The sequence below is a fragment of the Arthrobacter sp. 05L428 genome (genome assembly GCF_056397665.1).
This window is the reverse complement of record NZ_JBFTNW010000001.1, coordinates 803,812-829,948: the sequence shown is the minus strand read 5'-3', so window position 1 is coordinate 829,948 and position 26,137 is coordinate 803,812. Positions and strand designations below refer to the sequence as shown.

The window sequence follows — 26,137 nt, the reverse complement described above, 5'->3', positions numbered from 1 at the left end:
GCTCCGCCGTCGGCCCCTGGGCGAGCCCAGCGGAACGGCTGCTAGCGGATGGCGAGCAGCGCCGCCGGGTCCTCAACCGGCAGCTCGCCGGTGACGGTGGCGGTGACCTTCAGTTCCTTCAGCAGGAGGCTGCCGCCCACCGTGGACAGGAAGGCCGTGTCCGAGGAGTCCCGGCCGGCCGTAATCCGGAGCATGCTCTCCCGCGGCGCCAGGCCGGTCGGATCGATGACGTGCCAGGCGCCGTTGACGTGGGCTTCGGCCACGGCATGGAAATCCATCGGGCTCAGCCCCGGAGCATAGACCGCGGCCAGCCGCGCCGGGACGTTCTTGGACCGCAGCAGCGAGATGGCCAGGTGGGCAAAGTCCCGGCAAACACCGCGCCGGTGCAGCAGGGTCTCGACGGCGCCGTCCGTCCCGCGCGAGGACCCGCTGACATAGCGCAGTTCGCTGAAGACCCAGTTCCGCACGGCGTGCAGGAGCTCCCCGCCGTCGAGGCCGCCAAACTCGGCGTACGCCGTCGGGAGGAGCCGGTCGGATTCGGCGTAGCGGCTGGGCCGGACGTAGCGGATGAGCTCCATCAGCCCGGGTTCCTCCGGAACGGCGGATCCGGTGACGGTGGCGCCGTACTCCACCAGCACCTCGGTGGGTTCGGCGAACTCCATGTAGTGGAAGCGACCGCCGTGGTGGTCCGAGAGCTCGGTCAGGGGCACGTCTTCGCCTCCGGCCGTCACGGACAGCGACTCCTCGAATCCGCTGTAGCCGGGGTTGCGGGCTACAGCGACCGCCATCGCGACCTTGGTATCGGCCACGGTCTTGAAGGCCAGGCGTGCGGACACGATGCGTTCCATGAATCTCCGGAGGGTGCGAGCGAAGCCGCTGGATTGTCAGCGGGAGGGCAATGTCCCCGGGCCGCCATGGTGCCGGCGGGGGGACTAGTTTTTGATCTTCAGCGACATTAGCATCCGCTGGACATTGGCGAATTCCGAGCCCTCGTTGACGTATTTGTCCGCCTCGCCCAGAGTGTCAAAGGACTGGGCCGGGGCGACTTTCTGGTCCGGAGCGAACGCCTTGAGCTCAATCAGGTCGCCGAAGGAGTAATCGCCCTTGCCTTCGGGGCCGCGCACGACGTTCCGCAGGGCGCAGGCTTTGCCACCCGCCCCGCCGACCACGTTGGTGATGCCGTACGAGCCGAAGTACTTGTAGCCCTGGATCACGCGGAACACCACATGCGGGTCGATGGTTCCTTCCCCGCCGAGGTGCGGCAGTTCCACCGGAACGCTGCTGACCACCACGTACGGCTTGGCCGTGCCCGGCTTGCAGACGGCCGCCGCCTGCGGCCGGAGTCCGGTCTGCAGCGTGGCCAGGTACCGGCCGTCCGCGTCCTTGACCTCGATCTTGAGCGCCCCCGGCAGTGAGCCCTGCGCCGGGGTGACGGACTGGGCAATCCACTCCTGCGGCAGGTCGAAACTCACGTTCTTGCCGGGATCGGAGTACGTTTTCCAGGCCGCCGCCGTGGCACCAGCGGAGGCGGTTGCGGAACCAGAGGCGCCCGCGGAGGCCGAGCCGCCTGACGCGGCGGCCGGGGACGACGCACCGGCGGAGGAAGCCGCCGTCGAGCCGGCACCCGGACTCCCTGCCGTCCAGGCCGGCGTGCCCTTGCCTTCGCTGCTGCAACCGGCGAGCGCCCCGGCGGTGAGCGCCAGCGCGGCGGCTAGCCGGAGTCCGCGGGTAAGAACCGTGCCAGTCATGCTGCCAGCGTAGCCGGGCACCCGCGCGGTTCAGAGCCTCCGGAGCAGCGTTTCGTAGAAGCGGACGCCGTGGCACAGGGTCTCGAGCGAGATTTTTTCGTCGACGGCGTGGATCGAGCCGCGGTCCGCGGCGTCCATCGCGAAGGGCGCGAACCGGTACACGGAGTCGCAGATCCGGGTGAAACGGCGCGAGTCCGTGCCACCCATCATGATGTACGGCGTGATGATCGCCTCCGGGAAGGTCTCTGAGATACAGTCCTCCAGCAGCTGCCACTGCGGACCGGTGGAGGCGGACACCGGCGTGGGCTCGTTGCCCTCCACCACCCGCAGTTCCACCATCGGATCCCGGATGACTTTCCGCAGCCGCTCCACGGTTGCGGCCACGGTATCTCCCACGGCCACCCGGATGTTGGCGTTCGCCTTGGCCGTGGCGGCGAGCACGTTGGCGCCCGCGCTACCTTCCAGGGTGGTGATGGCCACGGTGGTCCGGGTCATCGCGTTGGTTTCGTTCCCCAGCCGGCCGAAGAGCCACGTCATTGGGACCCTGAGCAGGGACAGGTTCGCGAAAGCTACCCGCAGCGGGGCCGGGGCGTGCGGTCCGAAGCGCCGGAGCATCTCCGCGGTCACCTCCGGGAGTCGCTGCGGGAAGGGATTTTGCTCGATCCTGGTGATCGCCCGCGCCAGCCGCGCCGTCGCTCCCATCCGGGGCGGCGTCGAGGCGTGCCCCCCCGGATCCCGAGTCAGCAGCTCCACGTCCAGGATCCCCTTTTCGGCCACGCCGACGACGGCGGCCGGCCGGCTCACGCCGGGGAACGCCCCGCCCGCCACGGCTCCGCCCTCGTCCAGCACAAGCCAGGGCCGCACCCCACGGCCGGCCAGCAGCTCCACGGCCGCTGCGGCACTGTCTCCGGCAGTCTCCTCGTTGTTGCCGAAGGAGAAGTAGACGTCGTGCGCCGGGGCAAAACCCTCGCCCAGCAGGGCCTCCGCGGCCTCCAGGATGGCGACCAGCTGTCCCTTATCGTCCAGCGTGCCGCGGCCCCAGAGATGGGTTGCGTCGCTGTGGCCGGAGAACGGCGGATGGGTCCACGCCTGTTCGTCCCCCGCCGGCACGACGTCGTAGTGGGCCATCAGCACCGTAGGGCGGCTGCCGGGATCCTCCGAGGTACCGGGCCAGCGGAACAGCAGGGCCGCCCCGTTGACGCGTTCCACCTCGAGGGCTGCGTGGACCGAGGGGTAGAGCCGGGGCAGGGCCGCCAAGAAGGCCTCGAACTCTTCGGCGTCCACCTCTGCCGGAACCCGGGAGGAGACGGTGCGGAACCGGACGAGTTCGGCCAGCGAGGCGGCGGCGCGGTTGGCGGACCCGGCGGGGGCGGAGTTGTGCATGCGCGAAGTCTACGGTCCCCCAGCGGCGCTCCGAGGGCACGGCCCGCCGCGTTTCCGGCGGCGAAACAAGGCTAGGCTGGGGGGATGGCTGAACAGCATTTTGATGGAGCGGACGTTGACGGCCCGGACGGCGTCTCGCGAATGTCCGCCGTCGACATCGCGGACTGGCGGCTTCGGACCTTTGCGCTCTACGCCGCCGTGCGTAAGATCGCCGCGGATAACCCGGCCGAAGCCCACTCCTACTGGCGGCAGGAGCGCGACCGGATGTTCGGCACGCACCCCGCCTCGCCGCTGACCGACGACGCCAAGGCGAACTTCGGCGGCCTGAAGACCGCGGACTACGATCCGATCTATCGCTTCCACGTCCCCATCACGAAAGAAGGCGCCGGACGGGAGATGAACGTCGAAACCGGTACCGACGGCCTCGTTCGTTTTGTCCGGCTGGGTACCTTCGACCTGCCGGAGATGGGCCAGCTCGCCGTCTGGAAGCTCAACGGCTACGGCGGCGGCATCTTCGTGCCGTTCCGCGACGCCACCGCCGGCCAGCCCGGCGGCAGCTACGGCGCGGGCCGCTACCTGCTTGACACCATCAAGGGCGCCTTCCACGGCGTGACGGGCTCGGGGCCGGACGCCGAGTTCGTGCTGGACTTCAACTTCGCCTACAACCCGTCCTGCGCCTACAACGAGGCGTGGGCCTGCCCGCTGGCCGGGCCGTCGAACCGCCTCGCCGTGGACATCCCGGTCGGCGAGCTGTACTAGACGGATGGAGTCGCAGCTACAACAAGCGCAGCCCTCCCGGCAGTACCCGCCGGACACCACCGCGGCCTCCCCAACTTCGTCCCCCTCGGCTTCACCGCGCCGCCGCCACCGGGGCGTGCTCCGCTATCCGGTGGTCCGCCAGCTGCTGCGCTTCACCGGCGTCGGCGTCGTTTGCACCGTGTCTTCGCTGGCGCTGTATGCCTTCCTGCGGCCGTGGATCGGGCCCCAGCCGGCCAACGCGGCCGCGTTGATCCTCACGTCACTGATGAACACCGCGCTGAACCGGCGGCTGACGTTCAAGATCACCGAGCGCCACCGGATGAAGCGCGACCATCTCAACGGGCTGATCGTAATCGCCGTCGCCCTGCTGATCACGGGCGGCAGCCTCGGCATCCTGCACTGGATCAACCCGGACGCCACCGTGGCCGACGAGCTCTGGACCACCACCCTGTCCGGCTTCCTGGCCACGGCCGTAAGGTTCACGATGCTGCGGCACTGGATCTTCCGCCGCGCCCGGCACCGCTAGCATCCAGCGGGCCGCCTAGCCGAGGGCGCGGATGCTGCCGACGGCGGTGCGCACCGCGGCTGCTGCTTCCCGCAGCTCGGGGGCGGTAATGGACGAATCGAAGCTGAAGCGCACGGCGGTCTGGGCCACTTCGGCGCTGATTCCCATCGCCAGCAACACGGGCGACGGCTCGTCGGAGCCCGCGGCGCAGGCCGAACCGCTGGAGCAGACCACACCCTGCCGCTCGAGTTCCAGCAGCACAGACTCGCCGCTGGTTCCCGGGAAGCAGAACGAGGCCACCGAGGGCAGCCGCTCGACCGGATGGCCGGTCAGCACGGCGCCAGGCACTCCGGCCAGGACGCCGCCGATGAAGTCATCACGCAGGGCAGCAACCCGGGAGGAGGCTTCCTGCTGCGAGGTCCCGGCCAGGCTCAGCGCCGTTGCGAGGGCCACCGCGCCGGCAACGTTCTCGGTGCCCGAGCGGCGGCCGCGTTCCTGGCCGCCACCGTGGACCAGCGGTTCCAGCCGGGTCCGGCCGCGCACGAACAAAGCTCCGCAGCCCTTCGGGGCGCCCAGCTTGTGGCCGGAAATGCTCAGGGCATCGACGCCCAGGCCACGAGTGTCGAGCGGCAGCCAGCCCGCGGCCTGCACGGCGTCGCTGTGGAACGGGATGCCGCGACCGCGGGCCAGTGCCGCCAGCCGGGCTACGGGCTGGATGGTCCCGACCTCGTTGTTGGCGTACATGACGCTGGCCAGCGCGGTTTCCGGCCGGAGCACGGCCGCGAACGCTTCCTCGGTCACCTGCCCGTAGCGGTCTACCGGGACCACGTCGACCGCGAAGCCGTGGACACGTTCGAGGTACCTGGCGGATTCCTCCACCGCGGGATGTTCGACGGCGCTGATCGCCACCCGGTCCAGGTGCGGGTCCGCAGCGCGGCGGGCCAGGGCGATGCCCTTGACGGCGAGGTTGTCCGCTTCCGTGCCGCCGGAGGTGAAGACGACCTCGCCGGTCCGGCAGCCCAGGGCCTTGGCCGTCGTTTCCCGGGCTCCCGCGAGCGCCGCGGCGGCGGCGTCGCCGAGCGAATGGTGGCTTGAGGGGTTGCCGAACTCGCCGCTGAGGTACGGCCACATGGCCGCGAGCACCTCGCGGCGGACCGGCGTGGTGGCGGCGGCGTCCAGGAAGATCACGGCATTCCTCAGTCGAGCGCCGGCCCGGCGGCCTGGGCCATAGCCCCGGCGGCAGGTTCCAATTCGATGTCGAGGCCCAGGTCCAGGGCGGCGACGCTGTGGGTGAGCGCACCGATCGAGATGACGTCCACCCCGGTGGCGGCGATGCCGGCCACGGTCGCGAGGCTGACGTTGCCGCTGGCCTCGACCCGTGCCCGCCCCGCGACGAGTTCGACGCCGTCGGCGAGTTCGATCAGTGAGAAGTTGTCCAGCATGATGGTGTCCACGCCGGCGGCAAGCACGGGCTCAATCTGCTCCATGCTGTCCACCTCCACCTCGAAATGCGTGGTGTGCCCCAGCCGCGCCTTGGCGTCGCGCAGCACCGCGGTGAGCTTTGCCGGGTCACCACCGGTGAGCACCGCCAGGTGGTTGTCCTTGGCCAGGACCGCGTCCGAGAGGCTGAAGCGGTGGTTTGCTCCGCCGCCGCAGCGCACCGCGTAGCGCTCCAGCACGCGAAGCCCCGGCGTCGTCTTCCGGGTGTCGGTGATCCGCGCGCGGGTGCCGGCAACCAACGCGACGAACTCCGCGGTCCGGGTGGCGATCGCGCTCATCCGCTGCACCAGGTTCAGCGCCACCCGTTCGGCCAGCAGCACGCCGCGGGCGTTGCCGGTCACCCTGGCCAGCGCCGCGCCGGCCTCGAAGGCATCGCCGTCGGCCACGAGCAGTTCGACGACGGCGGCCGGGTCCGCCAGCTTCATCGCCGCGGCGAACACCTCCCCGCCGCTGAGCACCCCCGGCACCCGGGCTGCCAGCACCGCAGTGGCGCGGGCGTCGGCGGGGATGAGGGTCTGCGAGGTGATGTCGCCGTACGGGGAGTCCTCCTGCAGGGCGGCGCGCAGCACGGCCTCCACGGCGGCCGCGGGGAGGGTGCCGGCGAGGGCAGTCACCGGGAGGGCGCCCGGTCGGGCTGTGGCGGGTGCTGTCATGACGAAATCCTTTGTTTCGGGCGGGATGCGGCGGCATACCGGTGGCCGTGGGTTAGGGCGGCCGGGGCGGAACGGGCCGGGGCTGCGAGCATTGCGGTGACGACGGCGTCGCCGTCACGGGAGGCGGGGTCTGCGTCCGCCCGGAAGTGGGCGCCCACCGAGCCGGTCCTGGCCCGCGCGGCTTCCACCAGCAGGCGTGCGGCCAGCAGCAGATTCCGATCCTCGTGCACGGACTGATCCAGGCCCGCGTCCGTCACCCTCTCGGGCCGGACCACGCCAGCCCAGGCGGCAAGCTGCGCAGCCGCAGCATCGAGGTCGGCCCCCGTACGCAGCACCCCGGCAGCCGCAGTCATCAACCGCCCCAAAGCCTGCCGCGAAAACAACCCCGGACCAGGCCCAGACTCCACAAGTCCCTCGGGCAAGCCGGCCGGGCGATACTCCCGGGCGGCACCCGGGGCCGGCTGCCCACCGTCGTTCGACGGTGTTCCGGAAGCGTGCGTCAAGGCGAGGCCGCCCGCGGCCGAGACAGCACGCGGAGGAACGGCGTCGTACGACGCCCAAGCTGACGCACAGCCATGTCCCGCACCAAGGAAGTCCTCCACGGCCCGTCGCCCGAACACCAGCCCTTCGAGCAGCGAATTGCTGGCAAGCCGGTTGGCGCCCTGGGCCCCCGTGCGCGCGACCTCCCCTGCAGCGTAGAGCCCCGGTACCGAGGTGCGCCCGCGCAGGTCGGTGGCGACCCCGCCCATCCAGTAGTGCGCCGCCGGGGACACGGGCAGCGGTTCGGCGGTCCAGTCGTACCCGGCGGCGCGTGTCGCTGCCGTGATGGAGGGGAACCGCCGGGCCAGGAAGCCCGGCCCGCGGCTGGCTTCAATTCCCCGGGCATCCAGGTAGACCGGGCTGTCCGCCGGGAGCCCGGCGGCCGCAAGGTGCAGCGCGATACTGCGGGAGACGACGTCGCGCGGGGCCAGCTCCGCGTCCGGGTGGTAGTCGGGCATGAAGCGGTAGCCGGCGGCATCCAGCAGCACGGCACCCTCGCCGCGCACCGCCTCCGAGATCAGCAGCGCGGGCGGCCCGCCCGGCACCTCGGCTGCGGCCAGCGTGGTCGGGTGGAACTGGAAGAACTCCAGATCGCGGACCTCGGCCCCCGCGCGCCAGGCCAGGGCGAGGCCGTCGGCGGTGGCGACGGATGGGTTGCTGGTGCGGGCGAACAGCCGCCCGGCGCCGCCGGTGGCGAGCAGCACGGCGTCGGCGTCGAGTCGCTTCGGCTCCGCGCCGGCCAGGTAGGCGACACCGGTGACGGCGCCCGGATTTGCTCCTGACGGACCGCCGCCCTCGGTGAGGAGCTCGGTCACCAAGGCGCCGGTTTCGACCCGGACTCCACCCTGGACGGCGCGCTCGAGCACAGCGGCCACGAGCGCACGCGCGATGCGGGCCCCGGTCGCATCGCCGCCGGCGTGAAGGATGCGGGCGGCCGAATGCGCAGCCTCGAGCCCCAGCGCCGGGCCGCCGTCGGCACGGACGTCGAAGTCCACACCGAAGCGGCGCAGCCCGGCGATGTCCCGGACGGCCTCCGTGCACAGGATCCGCACCGCCTCGGGATTGTTCAGCCCGGCCCCGGCGGCGAGGGTATCGGCGATATGCGCCGCCACGGAGTCACCCGGTGCGGCCTCCCCCGGCGCCAGCACGGCGGACACGCCGCCCTGGGCGTAAAAGGTGTTGCTCTCCTCGAGCGCGCCCTTGGTCAGGAGCACCACCTCAGGGGCGGACGCTCCCGAGGCGAGCAGCGCCGCGTACAGCCCGGCGATCCCGCTGCCGACGACGATGAGCCGCCTGGTCACGGCCGGGCCGCCAGCATGCGTTCGAGCGCCACGCTGGCCGGAGCCGCGACGTCGTCCGCCACCGTGATGCGGTTGACCACCTCGCCGCGGACCAGGGACTCCAGCACCCAGGCCAGGTAGCCCGGGTGGATGCGGTACATGGTGGAGCAGGGGCAGATCACCGGGTCCAGGCAGAAAATGGTGTGCTGCGGGTTTTCGGCGGCCAGCCGGTTGACCAGGTTGATCTCGGTGCCGACCGCGAAGACGGTGGGCTCGGTGGCGGCGGCAATGGCCTTGCGGATGAAGTCGGTGGATCCGGCAGCATCGGCAGCGTCGACCACCTCCATGGGGCACTCCGGGTGCACAATGACCTGCACGCCCGGGAACTCGGCGCGCGCCTTCTCGACCTGGGCCACGTTGAAGCGCTTGTGGACGGAGCAGAAGCCGTGCCAGAGGATCACGCGGGAATCCTGCAGGGACTGTTCGTCGTTGCCGCCGAGCTCCTTGCGCGGATTCCACATCGGCATCTGCTCCAGCGGCACACCCATGGCCTTGGCGGTGTTGCGGCCCAGGTGCTGGTCCGGGAAGAAAAGCACGCGCTGGCCCCGCTCGAACGCCCACTCCAGCACGGTGGCGGCGTTCGAGGAAGTGCAGACAATGCCGCCGTGCTCGCCGCAGAAGCCCTTGAGCGCTGCCGAGGAGTTCATGTAGGTGACCGGGATGACGGGCACCCGGCCGTCGGCGTCGGGGTCGGTGCCGAACAGCTCCTCCAGCTGTTCCCAGCACTCGGTGACCGAGTCGATGTCCGCCATGTCCGCCATCGAGCAGCCCGCGGCGAGGTTGGGCAGGATCACGGCCTGCTCCGGCCGGGACAGGATGTCCGCGGTTTCGGCCATGAAGTGCACACCGCAGAAAATGATCGCCTCGGCGTCGGGCCGGGTCAGAGCCGCATTGGCGAGCTGGAAGGAGTCGCCCACGAAGTCGGCGTATTCCACCACCTCGTCGCGCTGGTAGAAGTGCCCCAGGATGACGGCCCGGTCCCCAAGCGCTGCCTTGGCGGCCCTGATGCGGGCGTCCAGTTCGGCGTCGCCGGCCAGGCGGTACTCCTCCGGGAGCTGGCCCTGGCGGGGGGTGGACGGCGGGGCCACGTCGGCCACAGAAGCTCCGGGGCCGTAGGCGGGCACACCGGCAAGGGCCTCGGCGAGGTCGTAGTCCCAGGGACCCCGGGCGAGCGCGGGGCTGCAGGTGGACCCCGCGGTGCTGCCTTCAGCCTGTTCGCGCGTGATCAGCTGGATCGCCGTGTTGACGCTGCTCATGGTGTGCTCCTGTTGTCTGGATCGAGGCCTGGGCGGCCGGTAAAGCGGTAGAGGCGGGGCGGGCGGTGCTTGCCGCCTTGGAGGTATTCGTCGGTTTCTTCGATTTCGGGGGCGGCTTTGATCTGGCGGCGGAAGTTGGCCGGATCCAGCTCGCGGTCCAGGACTGCCTCGTAGACTTCCCGGACCTGGGCGAGGGTGAAGTACTCGCCCAGCAGGTGGTAGGCGATGGAGCCGTAGGCCATCTTGTTCCGCAGCCGCCAGAGCGCGTACTCGATGATGGTGTTGTGGTCGAACGCCAGTTCGCCGAGCCGGTCGGCCCGGAACCAGCGGACGTTTTCGGATTCGTCCGCGAGCGCGGCCTCGGTGGGCTGGACCAGGGCCCAGTAGACGATCGAGACCACCCGCTGGGTGGGCGAGCGGTGCAGGCCGCCAAAGGCGTAGAGCTGCTCGAGGTAGCTTGGCGCCAGTCCGGTGGTTTCGCGGAGGTTCCGGGAGGCGGCGTCCTGCAGCGACTCAGCATGCGTCAGCGGCCCGCCCGGCAGCGCCCACAGCCCCTTGAATGGCTCCCTGATCCGGCGCACCAGCGGGATCCACAGCGTGGGGCGGCCCGAGCGCTCACTCGGGCGCAAGGCGAAGATTACCGTGGAGATGGCCAGCGACGGCGGCGCGAGCTGGCGCTCCGAGACGTTGGCTGGAGAGGTGTAGACGGTGATCAACCCCCGCATTCCGGGGTCCGGACCGGTCCCGTGGAGACTGCCCGGACGGTTCCGGCCCTACCGCCGGAATAGTTATAGTCAAAGTGACTAGAACTAATTCTACGACGACGCCGGTCCGGCGCAAAATGTTGCGGTCCCCGGGCTGGCGGAGCGGCTACTCCCGCTGCGCGGCGGCTTCCAGCAGCGGCAGGGTCCGGCCCTCGAAGTGGGTGTTGAGCACGATCACCGAGGAGGAACGGAGCACGGTCCGGGTGGCGATCATCGCGTCCAGCACCCGCTGCAGGTCCGGGTTGGAGCGGGCCGCAATCCGGGCCATCAGGTCCGAGCTGCCGGACACGGTGTGGATCTCGATCAGCTCCGGAATGCGCGCCAGGGCCTCCACGACGGCGTCATGGCCCAGGTCCTGGTTGATGGTCAGGGAGCAGAAGGCGACCACCGGATAGCCGAAGCGGGCGGGATCCGGTTGCGGCACCCAGGAGCCGATGACGCCGCTGTCCTGCATCCGGTCCAGCCGCGACTGCACGGTGGCCCGGGCGACCTTCAGCACCCGGGACGCCTCCAGCACGGAGGCCCGAGGGGCGTCCGTGAAGAATCGGACAATCTTGGCGTCCAGCGGGTCCACGTTCACGTCAGTTTCCTTGCCTGCAGGGATTCAACCGCACAAATCGTCGTGATTCGGTGCGGTTATTCAACAAACTGCAACCATGCTCTCACGCCGCCCGCGCGCGAGGGCACCCCGGGGACGGTAAATTCGAATGGTCCCAAAAGGACGCATCCACCACCGTAAGAAGGTTCGCCAGCATGACAACGAAGTCCACCGCGGAGCGCCCGGCCGTGAAGCTCGGCCACAGCATGAAGCCCCGCCAGCTCACCATGATGGGACTCGGCAGCGCCATCGGCGCCGGCTTGTTCCTCGGATCGGGGGCCGGAATCCAGGCCGCCGGCCCGGCCGTCCTGATCTCCTACCTGGTCGCGGGCACCCTGATCATCATCGTGATGTGGGCCCTCGGCGAGATGGCCGCCGCAAACCCGAACAGCGGCGCGTTCTCCGTCTACGCCGAGAAAGCCATGGGAAAGACTGCCGGCGCCACCGTGGGCTGGCTCTGGTGGCTGCAGCTCGTCGTCGTCATCGCAGCCGAGGCGCTCGGTGCGGCCGGGCTGCTCTTCACGATCTGGCCTGTTGTTCCGGTGTGGGGACTCGCCCTGATCTTCATGGCCGTCTTCACGGCCATCAACCTCGCCGGGGTGAAGAACTTCGGCGAGTTCGAATTCTGGTTCGCGATCCTCAAGGTCGCCGCCATCGTGCTGTTCCTGGCCATCGGCGCCGCGCTGCTGTTCGGCTGGCTGCCGGAGGTTCCCAGCCCGGGATTGAGCAACATCACCTCCAACTTCGCCCCGGCGGGCCTGGGCGGAATCGCGGCGGCCTTGTTCGTGGTCATCTTCGCCTTCGGCGGCACGGAAATCGTCAGCGTCGCCGCGGCAGAGACGGAGAACCCCGAACGCAGCGTGGGCCACGCGATCCGCACCGTCGTCTGGCGCATCCTGGTGTTCTACATCGGCTCCGTGTTCGTCATCGCCGCCGTGCTGCCTTCGACGTCGGCAGCACTGAAGTCGCCGTTCGCGGGCGTCCTGGATCTGGCCCGCATCCCCGGCGCCGGCGCGGCAATCACCCTGGTCGCCGTCGTCGCCCTGCTCTCGGCCCTCAACGCGAACCTTTACGGCGCCTCCCGGATGGCCTACTCGCTGTCCGTGCGCGGCGAAGCTCCCGCCTTCCTTTCGCGGCTCAACACGGCCCGGGTCCCGGTCATCGCCGTCAGCATCTCGGTGGCCTTCGGCTTCCTGGCGGCCGTGCTCGAACTGCTGTTCCCGGAAAAGATCCTCCCGGCGCTCTTCCAGCTGGTGGGCTCGACCTGCCTCGTGGTGTGGGGCTCGGCCCTGGTATCCCAGCTGATCCTGCGGCGCCGGGCGGACCGTGCGGGCACCGTCCTTCCGCTGCGCATGAAGGGCTTCCCGGGGCTCACGGTGTTCGGCCTGGTTCTCCTGGCCCTGATCTTCGCCGTCGGCTTCAGCAGCCCGGAGAGCAGCAAACAGCTCTTCAGCACCATGGCGCTGATCGCCGGCATCGCCGCCGCCTGCTGGATCGGCGCCCGGCTCGGCCGTGCACGCCGCGCCGACTGAGGCTCCCCGCTGCAGCCTTTCGGGACTAAATTTGGGGGTGCATGTCGAGAAGTCTTGACCGGCTCCGCTCACTAAGTGGAAGACCACGACAGGCGTGGCCCCAAAATAGGAGATCATCATGCCGAAGTATCTGCTCCTCAAGCATTACCGCGGCGGCCCCGTGCCGCACCGTCCAGTGCCCCCGATGGACCAGTGGGCCCCGGCGGACGTAGAGGCACATATGGCTTTCCTCAGGCGGGTCAGCGAGGTGCTTGAGGAGAACGGCGAGTACGTCGATGCGCAGGCGCTCACCCCTGAGCGCACCTGGGTTCGCTACGGAGGCCCGGGCGCCGCACCCGTCACCACAGATGGCCCGCTTCCTGAGACCAGCGATCTGGTTGCCGGGTGGTACATGATCGACGTCGAGTCACGCGAACGGGCAGTCGAACTCGCAGCCTTCGTCTCCTCCGAGCCGGGCCCGGGCGGCGAGCCCCTCTACGAGTGGATCGACATCCGTGAAGTCATGTCCGGGGCACCCTCTCACGACTAACCGGGCGTGATCATCGATCCGATGCGAACACTGGACGAGGGCGCCCTGCGTGCCCTCGTCCGGCGGGTGCTCGCAGGTCTGGTCCGGCGGGGCGAGGACTTCGACGAAGCTGAGGATGCGGTCCAGGAGGCGCTGCTCGAAGCGCTGCGGGTCTGGCCGGAACACCCACCGCGCGAACCGCATGCCTGGCTGACCACTGTCGCCATCCGCCGGCTTGTCGACGCCCGACGCAGCCAGGCAGCCCGTCACAGACGAGAAGAGGCCACTCGCGACGAGCCGCAGTCCCCTCTGACAGACGAGGGCGATGACACGCTCTTTCTACTTTTCTGCTGCTGCCACCGTAGCCTTGCACCTGCCTCCCAAGTGGCTCTGACCCTCCGCGCTGTCTGCGGCCTCACTACCCGCGAGATCGCCGACGCCTTCTTCGTTCCGGAAGCGACAATGGCGCAACGGATCAGCCGCGCCAAGCGCTCCCTGCAGGGGCGCCGCCTAGACCAGCCCGGCGACCTCAGCGTCGTACTGCATGTGCTCTACCTGGTCTACACGCGCGGCCACGCTGGCCGCCTCGACCTGGCACAGGAAGCCATCCGACTCGCTCGCCAGCTCACCCTCGTGACTGAAGAACCGGAGGCGCGCGGGTTGCTGGCCCTCATGCTCCTCAACCACGCTCGGCTCCCGGCACGGTTCGATCCCGAGGGCCGGATTGTCACCCTCGACCGGCAGGACCGCGGCCTGTGGGACGGACGAGAGATCGCGGAGGGCGTTCGCGTCCTGCAATCAGCGCTGGCCGCTCAGCGCTTCGGCAGATACCAGATCGAGGCTGCGATCGCAGCACTTCATGACGATGCCGCGACCGCCGAAGAGACCGATTGGCCGCAAATTCTTGCCTGGTACGACGACCTCGTCGCGCTCACCGACGACCCGGCGCGTCATAACCCGGCCGCAGCACTCGGGCGCGCGGTCGCAGTCGGCCACGTTCACGGCGCCTCTGCAGGGCTGCAAGAGACCTACCTGCTACGGGACGTGATCGGCGAGCGGCACCGCTGGCATGCAGTCCTGGGCTATCTGCACGAGTTGGGCGGCTGTTTCTCCGCCGCTGCTGCCGCCTACGCCGAAGCTGCCCGCCGTGCGACGAACGTCGCCGAACGCGACCACCTTGTCCGGCAGGCCTCCCGCGCACGGACCAGGGCCGAGTAAATACACTGTACAAACTGCCAAGCGGGATGAGGCCGGGAACGGCAGCTTTTGACAGAATGGTCAGTGTTACCTGAGCTGATTGCCTAGAGCTTGGCCCGTGACTAGGGTCACAGGCATGGACACACTCCCCCTCGCGGTCGCCGGCGACGACGCCGGTCCGCTCACCCCCGGCCAGCTGCGCGAGCTCTACTCGCTGATGGTCGCGGTCCGGCACCTCGACACCTCCGCGATCGCCTGGCAGCGGCAGGGCATCATCCCGGGCTACGCCCCGGAGCTCGGCCAGGAGGCTGCCCAGGTGGGCAGCGGCTACGCCGTCGACACCAGCCGCGACTTCGTCTTCCCCACCTACCGCGAGATGGGCGTCGCCCGGACCATGGGCGTGGACATGGTGGGCTACATGTCCACCCACAAGGCGACCTGGCACGGCGGCCTCTACGACCCGATGGCGTCCCGGCTCGCCCCGATCCAGGCCGTCGTCGCCGGATCCGTGCTGCACGCCGTCGGCTGGGCCCACGGCCAGACCCTGGACCAAAAAGACGGCGTGGCGCTGACGTACTTCGGCGACGGAGCCTCCTCGCAGGGCGACGTCCACGAGGCGATGAACTTCGCCGCCGTGATGAAGGCACCCGTGGTCTTTTTCGTGCAGAACAACGGCTGGGCCATCTCGGTCCCGACCGACCGCCAGGTGGCCGGCGGCTCCGTCGCCGCCCGCGCGGCCGGCTACGGCATGCCGGCGCTGCAGATCGACGGCAACGACGTCGTCGCCGTCGTCGAGGCGACCCGCCGCGCCTTCGCGCACGCCCGCTCCGGCAACGGCCCCGTGCTGATCGAGGCGATGACCTACCGTCGCGGGCCGCACTCGACCTCCGATGACCCGGGCCGCTACCGCTCCCTTGACGAGGAGCGCGACGGCGCCGGCGAGGATCCGCTGGAGCGGCTCAAGCAGCGGCTGCTGGCGGACGGATCCGCCGACGCGGCGTTCTTCGCCGAGGCGCTGGCCGCCGCCAAGGCCGAAGAGGAGCAGATCCGCACCGGCATCCAGGCCCTTGGCCCGCGCCCCGGAACCGAAATGTTTGACCTGGTCTTCCAGGAAACCACCCCTGCCTTGCAGGCCCAGGCCGCCAACTGGCGCGAGGAGTCCGAACATGTCTAACTCGATTCTCGAAAACAGTGCCGCTGCAAGCACGAGCGCAGATGCCCCCGCTTCCACCACGGTGATGTCCATGCAGCAGGCGCTCAACCGCGCCCTCGACGAGGTGCTCGCGGAGAACCCCAAGGCTGTGATCTTCGGCGAGGACTGCGGCCGGCTCGGCGGCGTCTTCCGGATCACCGACGGACTGCAGGCCAAGCACGGCGCGCAGCGGGTCTTCGACACCCCGCTGGCGGAGTCCGGCATCCTCGGCATGTCCGTGGGCCTGGCGATGGCCGGCTTCCACCCCATCCCCGAGGTCCAGTTCGACGGCTTCGCCTACCCGGCCATCAACCAGATCGTCTGCCAGATCGCCCGGATGAACTACCGCAGCCGCGGCACCATGCCGATGCCGATCACCCTGCGGGTGCCCAGCTTCGGCGGCATCCGGGCCCCCGAACACCACGGCGAAAGCCTCGAGGCGCTCTTCGCCCACGTGCCCGGGCTCAAGGTGGTTTCGCCGTCGAACCCGCACGAGGCCTACCACCTGCTCAAGTACGCCGCCACGCGGCCGGATCCGGTGATCTTCATGGAGCCGAAGTCCCGCTACTGGCAGAAGGGCGAGGTCGATCCCGGCAACGCCGATCCCTCCGGCGGCGCGCCCGAAGGCGCCAAGGTCATGCGCGAGGGCAGGCACCTGACGCTCGTGGCCTGGGGCGCCATGGTGGCCCGCTGCCTGCAGGTGGCCGAACTCGCCGCCGAGGACGGAATCGACGTCGAGGTCCTGGATCTGCGCTGGCTCAAGCCGATCGACGCCGCGGCGCTGGCCGCCTCCGTGCGCAAGACGCGCCGCGCCGTCGTCGTCCACGAAGCGCCGCTGACCTCCGGGCTGGGCGCCGAGGTGGCGCAGCTGATTACGCAAAGCTGCTTCGACACCCTTAAGGCACCGGTGGAGCGCGTGACCGGCTTCGACGTCCCGTACCCCTCCGGCGACCTCGAAGATGAATACATCCCGAACATTGACCGGATCCTCTTCGGCATCCAGCGAGTATTGGAGTACAAACGTGGCTGAAATTTCCTTCCCACTGCCGGATCTTGGCGAGGGCCTGATCGAGGCAACCGTGCTGGAATGGCTGGTCTCGCCGGGCGAGCAGGTGGAGCGGAACCAGCCGCTGGTGGAGGTCGAAACCACCAAGTCGGCCGTCGAATTGCCCAGCCCGCAGGCAGGTAAGGTAGTGCGTATCTACGGCGGGCCCGGCGACAAGATCAATGTCGGCGAGCCCCTGATCGTGTTCGAGGTGCCGGACAACACCGCCGGCATCGTGGGCACGGTCCCGAAGGAAGAGGCACCGAAGCGCCGGGTTCGCCTGAGCGCCGTACTTGATGAGGACTGACACCATGAGCGGCAGGCACACCGGCGAGCAGCATTCCCACACGGTCGAAGGCACCGACCCCCAGCTTTACGTCGGGGTGCACGATCCGAAGGACGACGCCGGGCTGCGTCCGGTCCTGCTGCTGCACGGCTTCTCCTCCTCCTCCAAGCTCAACTGGGAGGACACCGGCTGGATCACCGCCCTCACCGACGCCGGCCGCCGCGTCATCACCGTGGACCTGCCCGGCCACGGCCGCAGCGGCGCCCCGGAGGACCGGGATTCCTACTCCCCCAGCAAGATCCGCGCGGATCTGCTCCAGATTGCGTTCGACGCCGGCGCACGTCCGCTGCGCGACGGCGATCCGGCCAGCGGCCTGGACGTGATCGGCTACTCGCTGGGGTCCCGGCTGGCCTGGGAATTCGGCGCCACCCAGCACGAACTGGTCCACCGGCTGGTGCTCGGCGGGCCCAACGTGGCGGACCCGTTGGCGGACTTCGACCTGGTCGCCGCGCAGCGCTACCTGGCGGACGGAACGCCGATCGCGGACGCGTCCACCGCCGGGCTGCTGAAGATGGCGCAACTGCTGCCCAGCAACAACATCTTTGCCCTGCTGTCCCTGATCGAGGCGATCAAGGACGAGCCGTTCGACCCCGCCGAGGCGGTCCCGCAAATGCCGGTGCTGCTGGTGGCCGGGGAGAAGGACGAACGGGCCGCGTCCATGCCCGAGCTCGCCGCTCTCGGCGCCAAGGCCGGGGCGATGGTGGAACAGCTCATCCTGCCGGCGCGGAACCACACGAACGCCGTGACCAGCCGGGCCTTCAAGCAGGGTGCCATCAGCTTCCTGGGCGTCTAAGCACTCGCTTAAACAGCAACGCGGGGTCACTTACGGCCCATCCGGGGGTTCCGGATGGGCCGTAAGTGACCCCGCGTTGTTTTTGGCTGCCTAGTGGTGGCGGCTGACGCCCAGCGGACGGCCGCGGGTTTCCTTGGCCAGGATGACGCCGACGGCGGAGATGACGCAGAGGATCATGATGTAGATGCCGATGGAGCCGGTCCAGTGCGTGCCCTGCAGCAGGGCCTCGGCGATGGTCGCCGCGAAGGCGCCGCCCAGGATGGCGCCGAAGGCGTAGCCGATGGAGATGCCCGAGTAGCGTACGTTCGCCGGGAACATCTCGGCGTACATCGCGGACATCGGGCCGTAAGACAAGCCCAGGCCGATGGTCAGGACGAACAGCGCCGTGCCGTAGAGAACGATGTCCTTGGTGTCGATCAGGGCGAACATCGGGATCATCCAGGCGAAGACGATCCCGTAGCCGATCAGGAAGGTCTTGACGCGGCCAATCTTGTCCGAGAGCCAGCCGCCGACCAGGGTGAAGATGAGCCAGCCGAAGGACGCCAGTGTGGTGGCCAGCAGGATCTGCGGGGTGGGCATCTTCAGCGTCTTGGTGGCGTAGGAGATGAAGAAGGCGATCAGCAGGTAGCCGGCAGCGTTGTTGCCGATGAAGATCATCGTCGAGTAGAGGACAGCCTTCTTGTGCTTGCGGATCAGCTCGCCCAGGGGCGCCCTGCTTTCTTCCTTGCGCTCCTGCATTTCCTTGAAGACCGGGCTCTCAGCCACGGCGCGCCGGATGAGGTAACCGACCACGATCAGGACGATCGAGAGCAGGAACGGCACCCGCCAGCCCCAGCTGCCGAAGTCTTCCTTGGACATCGACGTGTTGAGGAAGTAGAGCAGGCCGGTGGCGAGGATCATGCCCACCGGGACGCCGATCTGCGGGTAGGCGCCGAACAGGCCGCGCTTGCTCATCGGTGCGTGCTCGACGGCCATCAGGGCAGCGCCGCCCCATTCACCGCCGGCGGAGAAGCCCTGGATGATGCGGAGCAGGATCAGGAGGATCGGGGCCCAGACGCCGATCTGCGCGTAGGTCGGCAGCATGCCGATCAGTGCCGTCGCGGCGCCCATCATGACCAGGGTGAAGACAAGCATGGCCTTGCGGCCCAGGCGGTCGCCGAGGTGGCCGGCAACGATGGCGCCCAGCGGGCGGAACAGGAAGCTGATGCCGATCAGGGCGAAGGACAGGATCTGCGCCAGGCCCGGGTTGGAGGCATTCAGCGGCGCGAGGAAGAGCGGGGACAGCAGCGTTGCTGTCAGTTGGGCGAAGATGAAGAAGTCGTACCACTCGATCGTGGTACCGACCAGCGTCCCGGCGAGGACCTTGCGTTCCTCATGCTTGCTGCTGGGGCCCGTCTCTGAATCGACGGTTGAAGTTGCGGTCATTGGAACTCCGTTGCTGGGGGCAGAGATGCTGCCCGGGTGGGTGCAAGTGAAAAACTAAATGCCTATAGAATTACTGATCGAACGGTCAGTTAGTAACTGTGATACTACTATGAAATGTGTGATCAGGCACACATTTCCGCCAAAAAGCTTCGCCGCCCCGGAAAGTGACGGGGAAACCCGCTGGCAGAACTCCCGGTCGGCGTCGGCCGGCGACTCCCGGCCGCGGGCCCGGGAAGGCGCTTGTTAGCCCTCACCGCGTGTTCTATAATCGAACAAGCAGTTCACATATAGAACGCTACTTCACTGTGAGCCGGAACACAAGACTCCCCCGCCCGCCTCTAGGATGGACTCCATGACCCCGAACGCCGGCAGCACCCAGGCCCCGCCGTCCCAGACGCTGTCCCGGGGCATCCGGGCCCTGGAGATCCTGGCCGACGCCCCGGAGCCGCTCACCATCGCCGAGCTCGCCGACGCCATGGGTGTCCACCGTTCGGTCGCCTACCGCATCCTGCGCACCCTCGAGGACCACTCGCTGCTGGTCCGGGACGACGCGGGCAGGGTCCAGCCCGGCCCCGGCCTGGCCGTCCTCGCCCGCGGCGTCGCCCGCAATCTCCAGACCGCCGCGCTGCCTGAGCTGACCCAACTGGCCAACGCCCTGACCATGAGCGCCTTCGTGGCCGTCTGGGACCGCGAGGACTGCGTCACCCTCGTCACCGTCGATCCGCGCCACACGGGGGCGGCCGTGGTCCAGCACCCGGGCTCCCGGCACCCGGTCAGTGCCGGAGCGCCCGGCATCGCAATCCAGTCGGCGCTTTCGGAGCAGGAATGGCACCGCCTCGCCCCGGGCATCCCCTACCGGTCGGAGGCGGCCGAGGCGCGCCGCCGCGGCTTCGCGGCCAGCCATGACGAGGTCATCCCCGGCGTCTCCTCGCTGGCCGTGCCGGTCAGGGTTCCCGGCGGGCGCCCGGCCGCCCTGGCGGTGGTCTACATCCGCGCCGCACAGGACCCGGATGAGGTTGCGGCCACCCTGTCGGCGAGCGCCGCGCGGATCGAGGCGCAGCTGGCCTGAGGCCCCGGCCCGGGTTCTCTCTTGACAAGGCGGTCCAGTTCGGGCAGTTTTGTATCGTATACGATTTCATACTCAATGAGGAGATGCGATGGAGCAGCTTTCGCAGGACGCCCTGGCCGCCACCGGCAAGGTCATCGCGGTGCACATCAACTACCCGAGCCGCGCCGCCCAGCGCGGCCGCACCCCGGAGCAGCCCTCCTACTTCCTGAAGCCGTCCTCCTCGCTGAGCCTCTCCGGCGGCACCGTCGAACGCCCCGCCGGCTGCGAACTCCTGGCCTTTGAGGGCGAGGTGGCGCTGGTGATCGGCAGCCGGGCCCGCCGCGTTTCCCCGGACGAGGCCTGGCGCCACGTCGGCTTCGTCACGGCCTCCAACGACCTCGGCGTCTACGACCTGCGCTATGCGGACAAGGGCTCCAACCTGCGTTCCAAGGGCGGGGACGGTTTCACCCCCGTGGGCCCGGGCCTCCTCCCGGCCGCCGAGGTCGACCCGGCAGGCCTCCGCATCCGCACCTGGCTCAACGGCGAACTGGTGCAGGAGGACACCACCGGCACGCTGCTGTTCCCCTTCGCCCGGCTCGTCGCGGACCTCTCCCAGCTCCTCACCCTGGAGCCGGGCGACATCATCCTGACCGGGACGCCCGCCGGCGCCTCCGTGGCCCAACCGGGCGACGTGATGGAGGTCGAGGTGGACGCCCCGGCGTCGGGGCTCACCACCGGCCGGCTGACGACGACGGCGGTCCAGGGCACCGTGCCGCTCGCCGACTACGGCGCGCAGCCGCGCAGCGACGAGGCCCAGCGCGCCGAGGCGTACGGCACGCCGGCAGCCGCCGCCGCCGAACCTACGGCAGCGGCGGAACCGGCCGCGCCGAAGAATGCGCTGACCCCCGAGCTGAAGGCGAAGCTCGAGTCCGTCGCCACCGCCACCTTGAGCTCCCAGCTGCGCAAGCGCGGCCTGAACAACGTCAGCATCGACGGCCTGCATTCGACCCGGCCGGACCGCACCGTAGTCGGGGTGGCCCGGACCCTGCGCTACGTGCCCAACCGCGAGGACCTCTTCAAGACCCACGGCGGCGGCTTCAACGCCCAGAAACGCGCCATCGACTCGCTCCGGGAAGGCGAGATCCTCGTTATGGAGGCCCGCGGCGAAAAGGGCACCGGGACGGTCGGGGACATCCTGGCCCTGCGCGCCCAGGTCAACGGTGCCGTGGCCGTCATCACCGACGGCGGCGTCCGCGACGTCACCGCCGTCGGCGCCCTGGAGATGCCCACGTTCTTCGCGAACGCGCACCCCGCAGTCCTGGGCCGGCGCCATATCCCGTGGGACGTGGACCTCACCATTTCCTGCGGCGGCGCCACGGTTCAGCCCGGGGACATCATCGTGGGCGACGCGGACGGCATCCTTGTGATCCCGCCGGCACTCGCCGAGGAAGTGGCCGACGACGCCCTGGTCCAGGAGTCTGAAGAGACGTTCATCGCCGAGATGGTCGCCGCCGGGCACAGCGTGGACGGCCTGTACCCGATGAACGCCCAGTGGCAGGAAAAGTACAAGGCGTGGGCCGCGGACCGCGGGCAGTCCCGGCCATGACCAGCACCGTGAGCACGGCCGGCCCGGCTGGCGCCACCTCGAGCAAGTCGGAGCAGGCGTACGCGGCGGTCAAGGCCAGCATCCTCAGCGGCGAATACTCCCCCGGCTACCGGCTCGTGCTGGCCAAGATCGCCGAGGAGCTGGGCTTCAGCGTCGTCCCGGTCCGCGAAGCCATCCGCCGGCTCGAGGCGGAAAACCTCGTGGTGTTCGAACGCAACGTCGGCGCCACCGTGGCCGGCATCGATCCCACCGAATACCTCTACACAATGCAGACCCTGGGGATCGTCGAAGGCGCCGCGACGGCGTTGTCCGCGCCGCTGATCTCCGCCGCGGACATCGCCCGGGCCCGCGCGGTGAACGAACTAATGCGCGAGTGCCTGGAAAACTTCGACCCGGTCCGTTTCACCAGCCTGAACCGCGACTTCCACAGCGTCCTGTTCGAGCACTGCCCCAACCCGCACATCCTCGACCTGGTGCACCGCGGCTGGAACCGGCTGCAGGCGCTGCGTTCCTCCACCTTCAGCTACGTGCCCGGCCGGGCCCGGCAGTCGGTCGAGGAACACGAGTCACTGCTGCGGCTGCTGGAGGCGGGCGCCCCGGCGGACGACGTCGAACGCGCGGCCCGCGCGCACCGCGCCGCCACCCTCGATGCCTACCTCGCCCACCGGGCTCCGTCCCCCTGACCCCAGCGGGCCGGCCCCGGCCGCCCCTCCCCCGAACGATAAGGAAAAAACAATGAAGTTCCGTTCCGATCCCCAGCAGCACCTCAAAGGCTCCCTCGCCGCGATGTTCACCCCGTTCACGGCGTCCGGCGATGTCGACCACGACAGCCTGCGGAACATGGTCCAGTGGCAGATCGCCAGCGGATCCTCCGGCATCACGATCGGCGGGTCCACAGGCGAGCCCAGCGCCCAGTCCGTCGAGGAACGCGCCACCGCCATCCGCGCCACCGCCGAGGCGATCGGCGACCGCGTGCCGTTCATGGCCGGCACCGGCACCGCAAAACTGCAGGAGACGCTGGAGCTGACCCAGGCCGCCGTCGACGCCGGCGCGGACGCGTCGATGATCATCACGCCCTACTACTCCCGGCCCACGCAGGAGGCCCTCTACCGCTGGTACGCCACGATCGCCACCGAGTTCCCGCAGATGCCGTTCGTGATCTACAACGTGCCGTCCCGCACCGCGGTGGACATGGCCCCCGAAACCGTGGCGCGGCTGTTCCGTGACTTCGACAACATCGTCGGGATCAAGGAGACCACGAAGGACTTCGAGCACTTCTCCCGTGTCATGCACCTGGCCGGCAAGGACCTGCTGGTCTGGTCCGGCATCGAACTGCTGTGCCTGCCGCTGATGGCGATCGGCGGCGTCGGTTTCATCTCGGCGCTGGCAAACATCGCCCCGAAGGCCTCCGCGGACATGTACAAGGCCTGGGTCGAGGGTGACTTCGAGACCGCCCGGAAGATCCACTACGGCGTCCACCCGCTCGTGGACCTGTTGTTCGTCGAGACCAACCCGGCGCCCAGCAAGTGGCTGATGGCCGAGGCGGGGCTGATCTCCTCCGACTACGTCCGCCCGCCGCTGATCACGCCCACCGACGCCGGGCTGAAGAAAATCACCGAACTGATGGAGGCCGGCCGGGACTACCTCACCCCGGTGGACGGCTTCCGGATCACCAAATAACACCTCCCCACCACTTCAACGCCGAAGCAAAGGATTGACCCATGGCTGAGCACTACATCCCGGACGATTTGCCCACCCGCATCCAGCACTACATCAACGGCGAGTTCGTCGACTCCGTCAGCGGCAAGACCTTCGATGTCCTGGACCCGGTGTCGAACGAAACCTACGCCACCGCGGCCGCCGGGCAAAAGGAGGACGTCGACCTCGCCGTCGCCGCCGCCCGCACGGCCTTCACCCAGGGTCCCTGGCCCCGGATGAAGCCGCGCGAACGCGCCCGCGTCCTGAACAAGGTCGCCGACGCCGTCGAGGCCCAGGAGACCCGGCTGGCGCAGCTGGAGACCTTCGACACCGGCCTGCCGATCACCCAGGCCAAGGGCCAGGCGCTGCGGGCCGCAGAGAACTTCCGCTTCTTCGCCGACCTGATCGTGGCCCAGTTCGACGACGCCATGAAGGTCCCCGGCGCGCAGATCAACTACGTCAACCGCAAGCCGATCGGCGTCGCCGGCCTGATCACGCCGTGGAACACGCCGTTCATGCTCGAGTCCTGGAAGCTCGCACCGGCGCTGGCCACCGGCAACTGCGTGGTGCTCAAGCCGGCCGAATTCACACCGCTCTCCGCCTCCCTCTGGGCAAAGATCTTCAAGGACGCAGGCCTGCCCGACGGCGTCTTCAACCTGGTCAACGGCCTCGGCGAAGAAGCCGGCGACGCCCTGGTCAAGCACCCGGACGTGCCGCTGATTTCCTTTACCGGCGAAACCACCACCGGCAAGACGATCTTCCGCAACGCCGCGGAGAACCTCAAGGGCCTGTCGATGGAACTCGGCGGCAAGAGCCCGGCGATCATCTTCGACGACGCCGACCTCGACGCCGCGATCGACTCCACCCTCTTCGGCGTCTTCTCGCTCAACGGCGAGCGCTGCACGGCCGGCTCCCGGATCCTGGTCCAGCGCGGCATCTACGAGGAGTTCTGCGAGAAGTACGCCGCCCGCGCGAAGAACATCGTGGTCGGTGACCCGCACGACCCGAAAACCGAGGTCGGCGCGCTGGTGCACCCGGAGCACTACGAGAAGGTCGCCCGGTACGTGGAAATCGGCAAGTCCGAGGGCCGGCTGCTGGCCGGCGGCGGGCGTCCGGAGGGACTTCCGACCGGCAACTACATTGCCCCGACGGTGTTCGCCGACGTCGCCGCGGACGCCAGGATCTTCCAGGAGGAGATCTTCGGCCCGGTCGTGGCAATCACCCCGTTCGAGGACGACGCCGAGGCGCTGGCCCTGGCGAACAACACGAAGTACGGGCTGGCCGGCTACGTCTGGACCAACGACCTGACCCGGGCGCACAACTTCTCGCAGAACCTGGAGGCCGGCATGGTCTGGCTCAACAGCCACAACGTCCGGGACCTGCGCACCCCCTTCGGCGGCGTCAAGGCCTCCGGCCTGGGCCACGAGGGCGGCTACCGCTCCATCGATTTCTACACCGACCAGCAGGCCGTCCACATCACCCTGGGCAGCGTCCACACCCCGAAGTTTGGTGCCACGGCCCGCTGACGGCCCACCGCCCGTCTGCCACCCGCCACCGCACCCGCCAGCTCAAAGAGGAGTCACATCATGGCCAACGACATCATCACCCCCACGGTCCCCGCGCCGGACATTGTCCGCTGCGCCTACATGGACCTCGTGGTCACCGACCTGGAAAAATCCCGGGCGTTCTACGTGGACCTGCTGGGCCTGCACGTCACCTATGAGGACGAGGACGCGATCTACCTGCGTTCCTTCGAGGAGTTCATCCACCACAACCTGGTGCTGCGCAAGGGCCCCGTGGCCGCAGCCGCCGCATTCGCCTACCGGGTCCGCACCCCCGAAGATGTGGACAAGGCCGAGGCCTACTTTGCCGAAATGGGCTGCCGCACGGAACGCCGCAAGGACGGCTTCGCCCGCGGGATCGGCGACGCGGTCCGGGTGGAGGACCCGCTGGGCTTCCCCTATGAGTTCTTCTACGAGGTGGAGCACGTGGAACGCCTCACCCAGCGCTACGACCTCTACAGCGCCGGCGAACTGGTCCGGCTGGACCACTTCAACCAGGTCACCCCCGACGTCCCGCGCGGCCGGAAGTACCTGGAGGACCTGGGCTTCCGGGTCTCCGAGGACATCAAGGACTCCGACGGCGTCACCTACGCGGCCTGGATGCACCGCAAGCAGACCGTGCACGACACCGCCCTCACCGGCGGCGACGGGCCGCGGATGCACCACATCGCCTTCTCCACCCACGAGAAGCACAACATCATCCAGATCTGCGACAAGATGGGCGCGCTGCGGATCTCGGACCGGATCGAGCGTGGACCCGGGCGGCACGGCGTGTCCAACGCCTTCTACCTCTACATCCTGGACCCCGACGGCCACCGCGTGGAGATCTACACCCAGGACTACTACACCGGCGATCCGGACAACCCCACGGTGACCTGGGACGTGCACGACAACCAGCGCCGCGACTGGTGGGGCAACCCCGTGGTCCCGAGCTGGTACACCGAGGCCTCCCTGGTCCTGGACCTCGACGGCAAGCCGCAGCCGCTCGTGATCCGCACCGACAGCAGCGAAATGGCCGTCACCGTCGGCGCCGACGGTTTCGCCTACACCCGTGAACCAGGCGAGGAGCGCGGCTTCAAACTCGGCTCCCAGCTCTAGATCACCTAACTGACTCGCAGTCGTTGTCGTTTCAGCCCGCA

General features: G+C 69.1%; 25 protein-coding genes. 15 read left to right on the top strand and 10 right to left on the bottom strand.

Going from position 1 to position 26,137, the window contains the following annotated elements; genetic code table 11:
• Positions 1 to 41: 41 nt before the first annotated feature.
• From AC1DH3_RS03910 to AC1DH3_RS03900, 3 genes are all read right to left on the bottom strand, one after another.
• Positions 42 to 848, bottom strand: a complete 807-nt coding sequence (locus AC1DH3_RS03910) for a transglutaminase-like domain-containing protein (protein ID WP_441417412.1) — start codon at positions 846 to 848, stop codon at positions 42 to 44.
• Positions 849 to 932: 84 nt separating this feature from the next.
• The gene (locus AC1DH3_RS03905; RefSeq protein WP_476908618.1) at positions 933 to 1,748 is read right to left on the bottom strand and encodes a hypothetical protein; all 816 of its coding nucleotides are present in this window, start codon (positions 1,746 to 1,748) and stop codon (positions 933 to 935) included.
• Positions 1,749 to 1,778: 30 nt separating this feature from the next.
• Positions 1,779 to 3,131 carry a M20/M25/M40 family metallo-hydrolase gene (locus AC1DH3_RS03900; protein WP_476908617.1) on the bottom strand — a complete coding sequence of 451 codons (1,353 nt, stop codon included), beginning with the start codon at positions 3,129 to 3,131 and terminating at the stop codon, positions 1,779 to 1,781.
• A gap of 84 nt (positions 3,132 to 3,215) precedes the next feature.
• On the opposite strand from AC1DH3_RS03900, the gene AC1DH3_RS03895 reads away from it, so the two are divergent.
• Both AC1DH3_RS03895 and AC1DH3_RS03890 read left to right on the top strand, forming a co-directional pair.
• Complete coding sequence (locus AC1DH3_RS03895; protein WP_441417409.1) at positions 3,216 to 3,890, top strand: DUF1684 domain-containing protein; 675 nt, start codon at positions 3,216 to 3,218, stop codon at positions 3,888 to 3,890.
• 4 nt (positions 3,891 to 3,894) lie between these two features.
• Positions 3,895 to 4,416, top strand: coding sequence for a GtrA family protein (locus AC1DH3_RS03890; RefSeq protein ID WP_476908616.1), 522 nt, complete (start codon positions 3,895 to 3,897; stop codon positions 4,414 to 4,416).
• 15 nt (positions 4,417 to 4,431) lie between these two features.
• Here AC1DH3_RS03890 and AC1DH3_RS03885 read toward each other — a convergent pair whose 3' ends face one another.
• From AC1DH3_RS03885 to AC1DH3_RS03860, 6 genes are all read right to left on the bottom strand, one after another.
• A complete protein-coding gene (locus AC1DH3_RS03885) occupies positions 4,432 to 5,583 on the bottom strand; it encodes a cysteine desulfurase family protein (protein WP_476908615.1) in 1,152 nt (383 codons plus the stop codon).
• A gap of 8 nt (positions 5,584 to 5,591) precedes the next feature.
• Complete coding sequence (gene nadC, locus AC1DH3_RS03880) at positions 5,592 to 6,548, bottom strand: carboxylating nicotinate-nucleotide diphosphorylase (protein WP_476908614.1); 957 nt, start codon at positions 6,546 to 6,548, stop codon at positions 5,592 to 5,594.
• Positions 6,545 to 8,389, bottom strand: a complete 1,845-nt coding sequence (locus AC1DH3_RS03875; RefSeq protein ID WP_476908613.1) for an L-aspartate oxidase — start codon at positions 8,387 to 8,389, stop codon at positions 6,545 to 6,547. The genes nadC and AC1DH3_RS03875 overlap by 4 nt, the downstream gene beginning before the upstream one ends.
• A complete protein-coding gene (gene nadA / locus AC1DH3_RS03870; RefSeq protein WP_476908612.1) occupies positions 8,386 to 9,684 on the bottom strand; it encodes a quinolinate synthase NadA in 1,299 nt (432 codons plus the stop codon). Before nadA ends, AC1DH3_RS03875 begins: the two co-directional genes overlap by 4 nt.
• Positions 9,681 to 10,409, bottom strand: coding sequence for an NUDIX hydrolase (locus AC1DH3_RS03865; RefSeq protein WP_441417403.1), 729 nt, complete (start codon positions 10,407 to 10,409; stop codon positions 9,681 to 9,683). The genes nadA and AC1DH3_RS03865 overlap by 4 nt, the downstream gene beginning before the upstream one ends.
• Before the next feature lie 145 nt (positions 10,410 to 10,554).
• Entirely contained in the window at positions 10,555 to 11,028 is a 474-nt protein-coding gene (locus AC1DH3_RS03860; RefSeq protein ID WP_441417402.1) for an Lrp/AsnC family transcriptional regulator, read from the bottom strand.
• Between the two features lie 173 nt (positions 11,029 to 11,201).
• Here AC1DH3_RS03860 and AC1DH3_RS03855 point away from each other — a divergent pair, with 173 nt between their 5' ends.
• The 7 genes from AC1DH3_RS03855 (at position 11,202) to AC1DH3_RS03825 (ending at position 17,659) form a co-directional block, all read left to right on the top strand.
• Positions 11,202 to 12,578 carry an amino acid permease gene (locus AC1DH3_RS03855; RefSeq protein ID WP_476908611.1) on the top strand — a complete coding sequence of 459 codons (1,377 nt, stop codon included), beginning with the start codon at positions 11,202 to 11,204 and terminating at the stop codon, positions 12,576 to 12,578.
• A 118-nt stretch (positions 12,579 to 12,696) separates the two neighbouring features.
• Positions 12,697 to 13,107, top strand: a complete 411-nt coding sequence (locus AC1DH3_RS03850) for a YciI family protein (protein WP_476893338.1) — start codon at positions 12,697 to 12,699, stop codon at positions 13,105 to 13,107.
• Between the two features lie 6 nt (positions 13,108 to 13,113).
• Positions 13,114 to 14,304 (top strand): RNA polymerase sigma factor, encoded by a 1,191-nt coding sequence (locus AC1DH3_RS03845; RefSeq protein ID WP_476908610.1) that lies wholly within the window; start codon positions 13,114 to 13,116, stop codon positions 14,302 to 14,304.
• A gap of 115 nt (positions 14,305 to 14,419) precedes the next feature.
• On the top strand, positions 14,420 to 15,457 hold the full coding sequence (locus AC1DH3_RS03840; RefSeq protein ID WP_476908609.1) for a thiamine pyrophosphate-dependent enzyme: 1,038 nt from the start codon (positions 14,420 to 14,422) through the stop codon (positions 15,455 to 15,457).
• Positions 15,450 to 16,505, top strand: coding sequence for an alpha-ketoacid dehydrogenase subunit beta (locus AC1DH3_RS03835; RefSeq protein ID WP_476908608.1), 1,056 nt, complete (start codon positions 15,450 to 15,452; stop codon positions 16,503 to 16,505). The genes AC1DH3_RS03840 and AC1DH3_RS03835 overlap by 8 nt, the downstream gene beginning before the upstream one ends.
• Complete coding sequence (locus tag AC1DH3_RS03830; protein WP_018775751.1) at positions 16,498 to 16,827, top strand: biotin/lipoyl-containing protein; 330 nt, start codon at positions 16,498 to 16,500, stop codon at positions 16,825 to 16,827. The genes AC1DH3_RS03835 and AC1DH3_RS03830 overlap by 8 nt, the downstream gene beginning before the upstream one ends.
• A 4-nt stretch (positions 16,828 to 16,831) precedes the next feature.
• Positions 16,832 to 17,659 (top strand): alpha/beta fold hydrolase, encoded by an 828-nt coding sequence (locus AC1DH3_RS03825; protein WP_476908607.1) that lies wholly within the window; start codon positions 16,832 to 16,834, stop codon positions 17,657 to 17,659.
• 90 nt (positions 17,660 to 17,749) lie between these two features.
• Here AC1DH3_RS03825 and AC1DH3_RS03820 read toward each other — a convergent pair whose 3' ends face one another.
• Positions 17,750 to 19,084: an MFS transporter gene (locus tag AC1DH3_RS03820; RefSeq protein WP_441417395.1), complete on the bottom strand. Its 1,335-nt coding sequence runs from the start codon at positions 19,082 to 19,084 to the stop codon at positions 17,750 to 17,752.
• Between the two features lie 352 nt (positions 19,085 to 19,436).
• Between AC1DH3_RS03820 and AC1DH3_RS03815 the strand changes: the two genes are divergently transcribed.
• The 6 genes from AC1DH3_RS03815 to hpaD all read left to right on the top strand — a co-directional run bounded on the left by AC1DH3_RS03815 (position 19,437) and on the right by hpaD (position 26,096).
• Entirely contained in the window at positions 19,437 to 20,153 is a 717-nt protein-coding gene (locus AC1DH3_RS03815) for an IclR family transcriptional regulator (RefSeq protein ID WP_476908606.1), read from the top strand.
• Between the two features lie 88 nt (positions 20,154 to 20,241).
• Positions 20,242 to 21,738 carry a fumarylacetoacetate hydrolase family protein gene (locus AC1DH3_RS03810; RefSeq protein WP_476908605.1) on the top strand — a complete coding sequence of 499 codons (1,497 nt, stop codon included), beginning with the start codon at positions 20,242 to 20,244 and terminating at the stop codon, positions 21,736 to 21,738.
• The gene (locus AC1DH3_RS03805; protein WP_476908604.1) at positions 21,735 to 22,421 is read left to right on the top strand and encodes a GntR family transcriptional regulator; all 687 of its coding nucleotides are present in this window, start codon (positions 21,735 to 21,737) and stop codon (positions 22,419 to 22,421) included. Before AC1DH3_RS03810 ends, AC1DH3_RS03805 begins: the two co-directional genes overlap by 4 nt.
• 52 nt (positions 22,422 to 22,473) lie before the next feature.
• On the top strand, positions 22,474 to 23,418 hold the full coding sequence (gene dapA, locus AC1DH3_RS03800; RefSeq protein WP_476908603.1) for a 4-hydroxy-tetrahydrodipicolinate synthase: 945 nt from the start codon (positions 22,474 to 22,476) through the stop codon (positions 23,416 to 23,418).
• A 41-nt stretch (positions 23,419 to 23,459) separates the two neighbouring features.
• Positions 23,460 to 24,962 carry a 5-carboxymethyl-2-hydroxymuconate semialdehyde dehydrogenase gene (gene hpaE / locus AC1DH3_RS03795; protein ID WP_476908602.1) on the top strand — a complete coding sequence of 501 codons (1,503 nt, stop codon included), beginning with the start codon at positions 23,460 to 23,462 and terminating at the stop codon, positions 24,960 to 24,962.
• Between the two features lie 60 nt (positions 24,963 to 25,022).
• Positions 25,023 to 26,096 (top strand): 3,4-dihydroxyphenylacetate 2,3-dioxygenase, encoded by a 1,074-nt coding sequence (gene hpaD, locus AC1DH3_RS03790; RefSeq protein WP_476908601.1) that lies wholly within the window; start codon positions 25,023 to 25,025, stop codon positions 26,094 to 26,096.
• The last annotated feature ends 41 nt before the right edge of the window (positions 26,097 to 26,137 follow it).

Coding starts and splice junctions, on each gene's coding strand:
- AC1DH3_RS03910 (WP_441417412.1), bottom strand. CDS start 848: ATGGAACGCATCGTGTCCGCACGCCTGGCCTTCAAGACCGTGGCCGAT.
- AC1DH3_RS03905 (WP_476908618.1), bottom strand. CDS start 1,748: ATGACTGGCACGGTTCTTACCCGCGGACTCCGGCTAGCCGCCGCGCTG.
- AC1DH3_RS03900 (WP_476908617.1), bottom strand. CDS start 3,131: ATGCACAACTCCGCCCCCGCCGGGTCCGCCAACCGCGCCGCCGCCTCG.
- AC1DH3_RS03895 (WP_441417409.1), top strand. CDS start 3,216: ATGGCTGAACAGCATTTTGATGGAGCGGACGTTGACGGCCCGGACGGC.
- AC1DH3_RS03890 (WP_476908616.1), top strand. CDS start 3,895: ATGGAGTCGCAGCTACAACAAGCGCAGCCCTCCCGGCAGTACCCGCCG.
- nadC (WP_476908614.1), bottom strand. CDS start 6,548: ATGACAGCACCCGCCACAGCCCGACCGGGCGCCCTCCCGGTGACTGCC.
- nadA (WP_476908612.1), bottom strand. CDS start 9,684: ATGAGCAGCGTCAACACGGCGATCCAGCTGATCACGCGCGAACAGGCT.
- AC1DH3_RS03865 (WP_441417403.1), bottom strand. CDS start 10,409: ATGCGGGGGTTGATCACCGTCTACACCTCTCCAGCCAACGTCTCGGAG.
- AC1DH3_RS03855 (WP_476908611.1), top strand. CDS start 11,202: ATGACAACGAAGTCCACCGCGGAGCGCCCGGCCGTGAAGCTCGGCCAC.
- AC1DH3_RS03850 (WP_476893338.1), top strand. CDS start 12,697: ATGCCGAAGTATCTGCTCCTCAAGCATTACCGCGGCGGCCCCGTGCCG.
- AC1DH3_RS03840 (WP_476908609.1), top strand. CDS start 14,420: ATGGACACACTCCCCCTCGCGGTCGCCGGCGACGACGCCGGTCCGCTC.
- AC1DH3_RS03835 (WP_476908608.1), top strand. CDS start 15,450: ATGTCTAACTCGATTCTCGAAAACAGTGCCGCTGCAAGCACGAGCGCA.
- AC1DH3_RS03825 (WP_476908607.1), top strand. CDS start 16,832: ATGAGCGGCAGGCACACCGGCGAGCAGCATTCCCACACGGTCGAAGGC.
- AC1DH3_RS03820 (WP_441417395.1), bottom strand. CDS start 19,084: ATGACCGCAACTTCAACCGTCGATTCAGAGACGGGCCCCAGCAGCAAG.
- AC1DH3_RS03815 (WP_476908606.1), top strand. CDS start 19,437: ATGACCCCGAACGCCGGCAGCACCCAGGCCCCGCCGTCCCAGACGCTG.
- AC1DH3_RS03810 (WP_476908605.1), top strand. CDS start 20,242: ATGGAGCAGCTTTCGCAGGACGCCCTGGCCGCCACCGGCAAGGTCATC.
- AC1DH3_RS03805 (WP_476908604.1), top strand. CDS start 21,735: ATGACCAGCACCGTGAGCACGGCCGGCCCGGCTGGCGCCACCTCGAGC.
- dapA (WP_476908603.1), top strand. CDS start 22,474: ATGAAGTTCCGTTCCGATCCCCAGCAGCACCTCAAAGGCTCCCTCGCC.
- hpaE (WP_476908602.1), top strand. CDS start 23,460: ATGGCTGAGCACTACATCCCGGACGATTTGCCCACCCGCATCCAGCAC.
- hpaD (WP_476908601.1), top strand. CDS start 25,023: ATGGCCAACGACATCATCACCCCCACGGTCCCCGCGCCGGACATTGTC.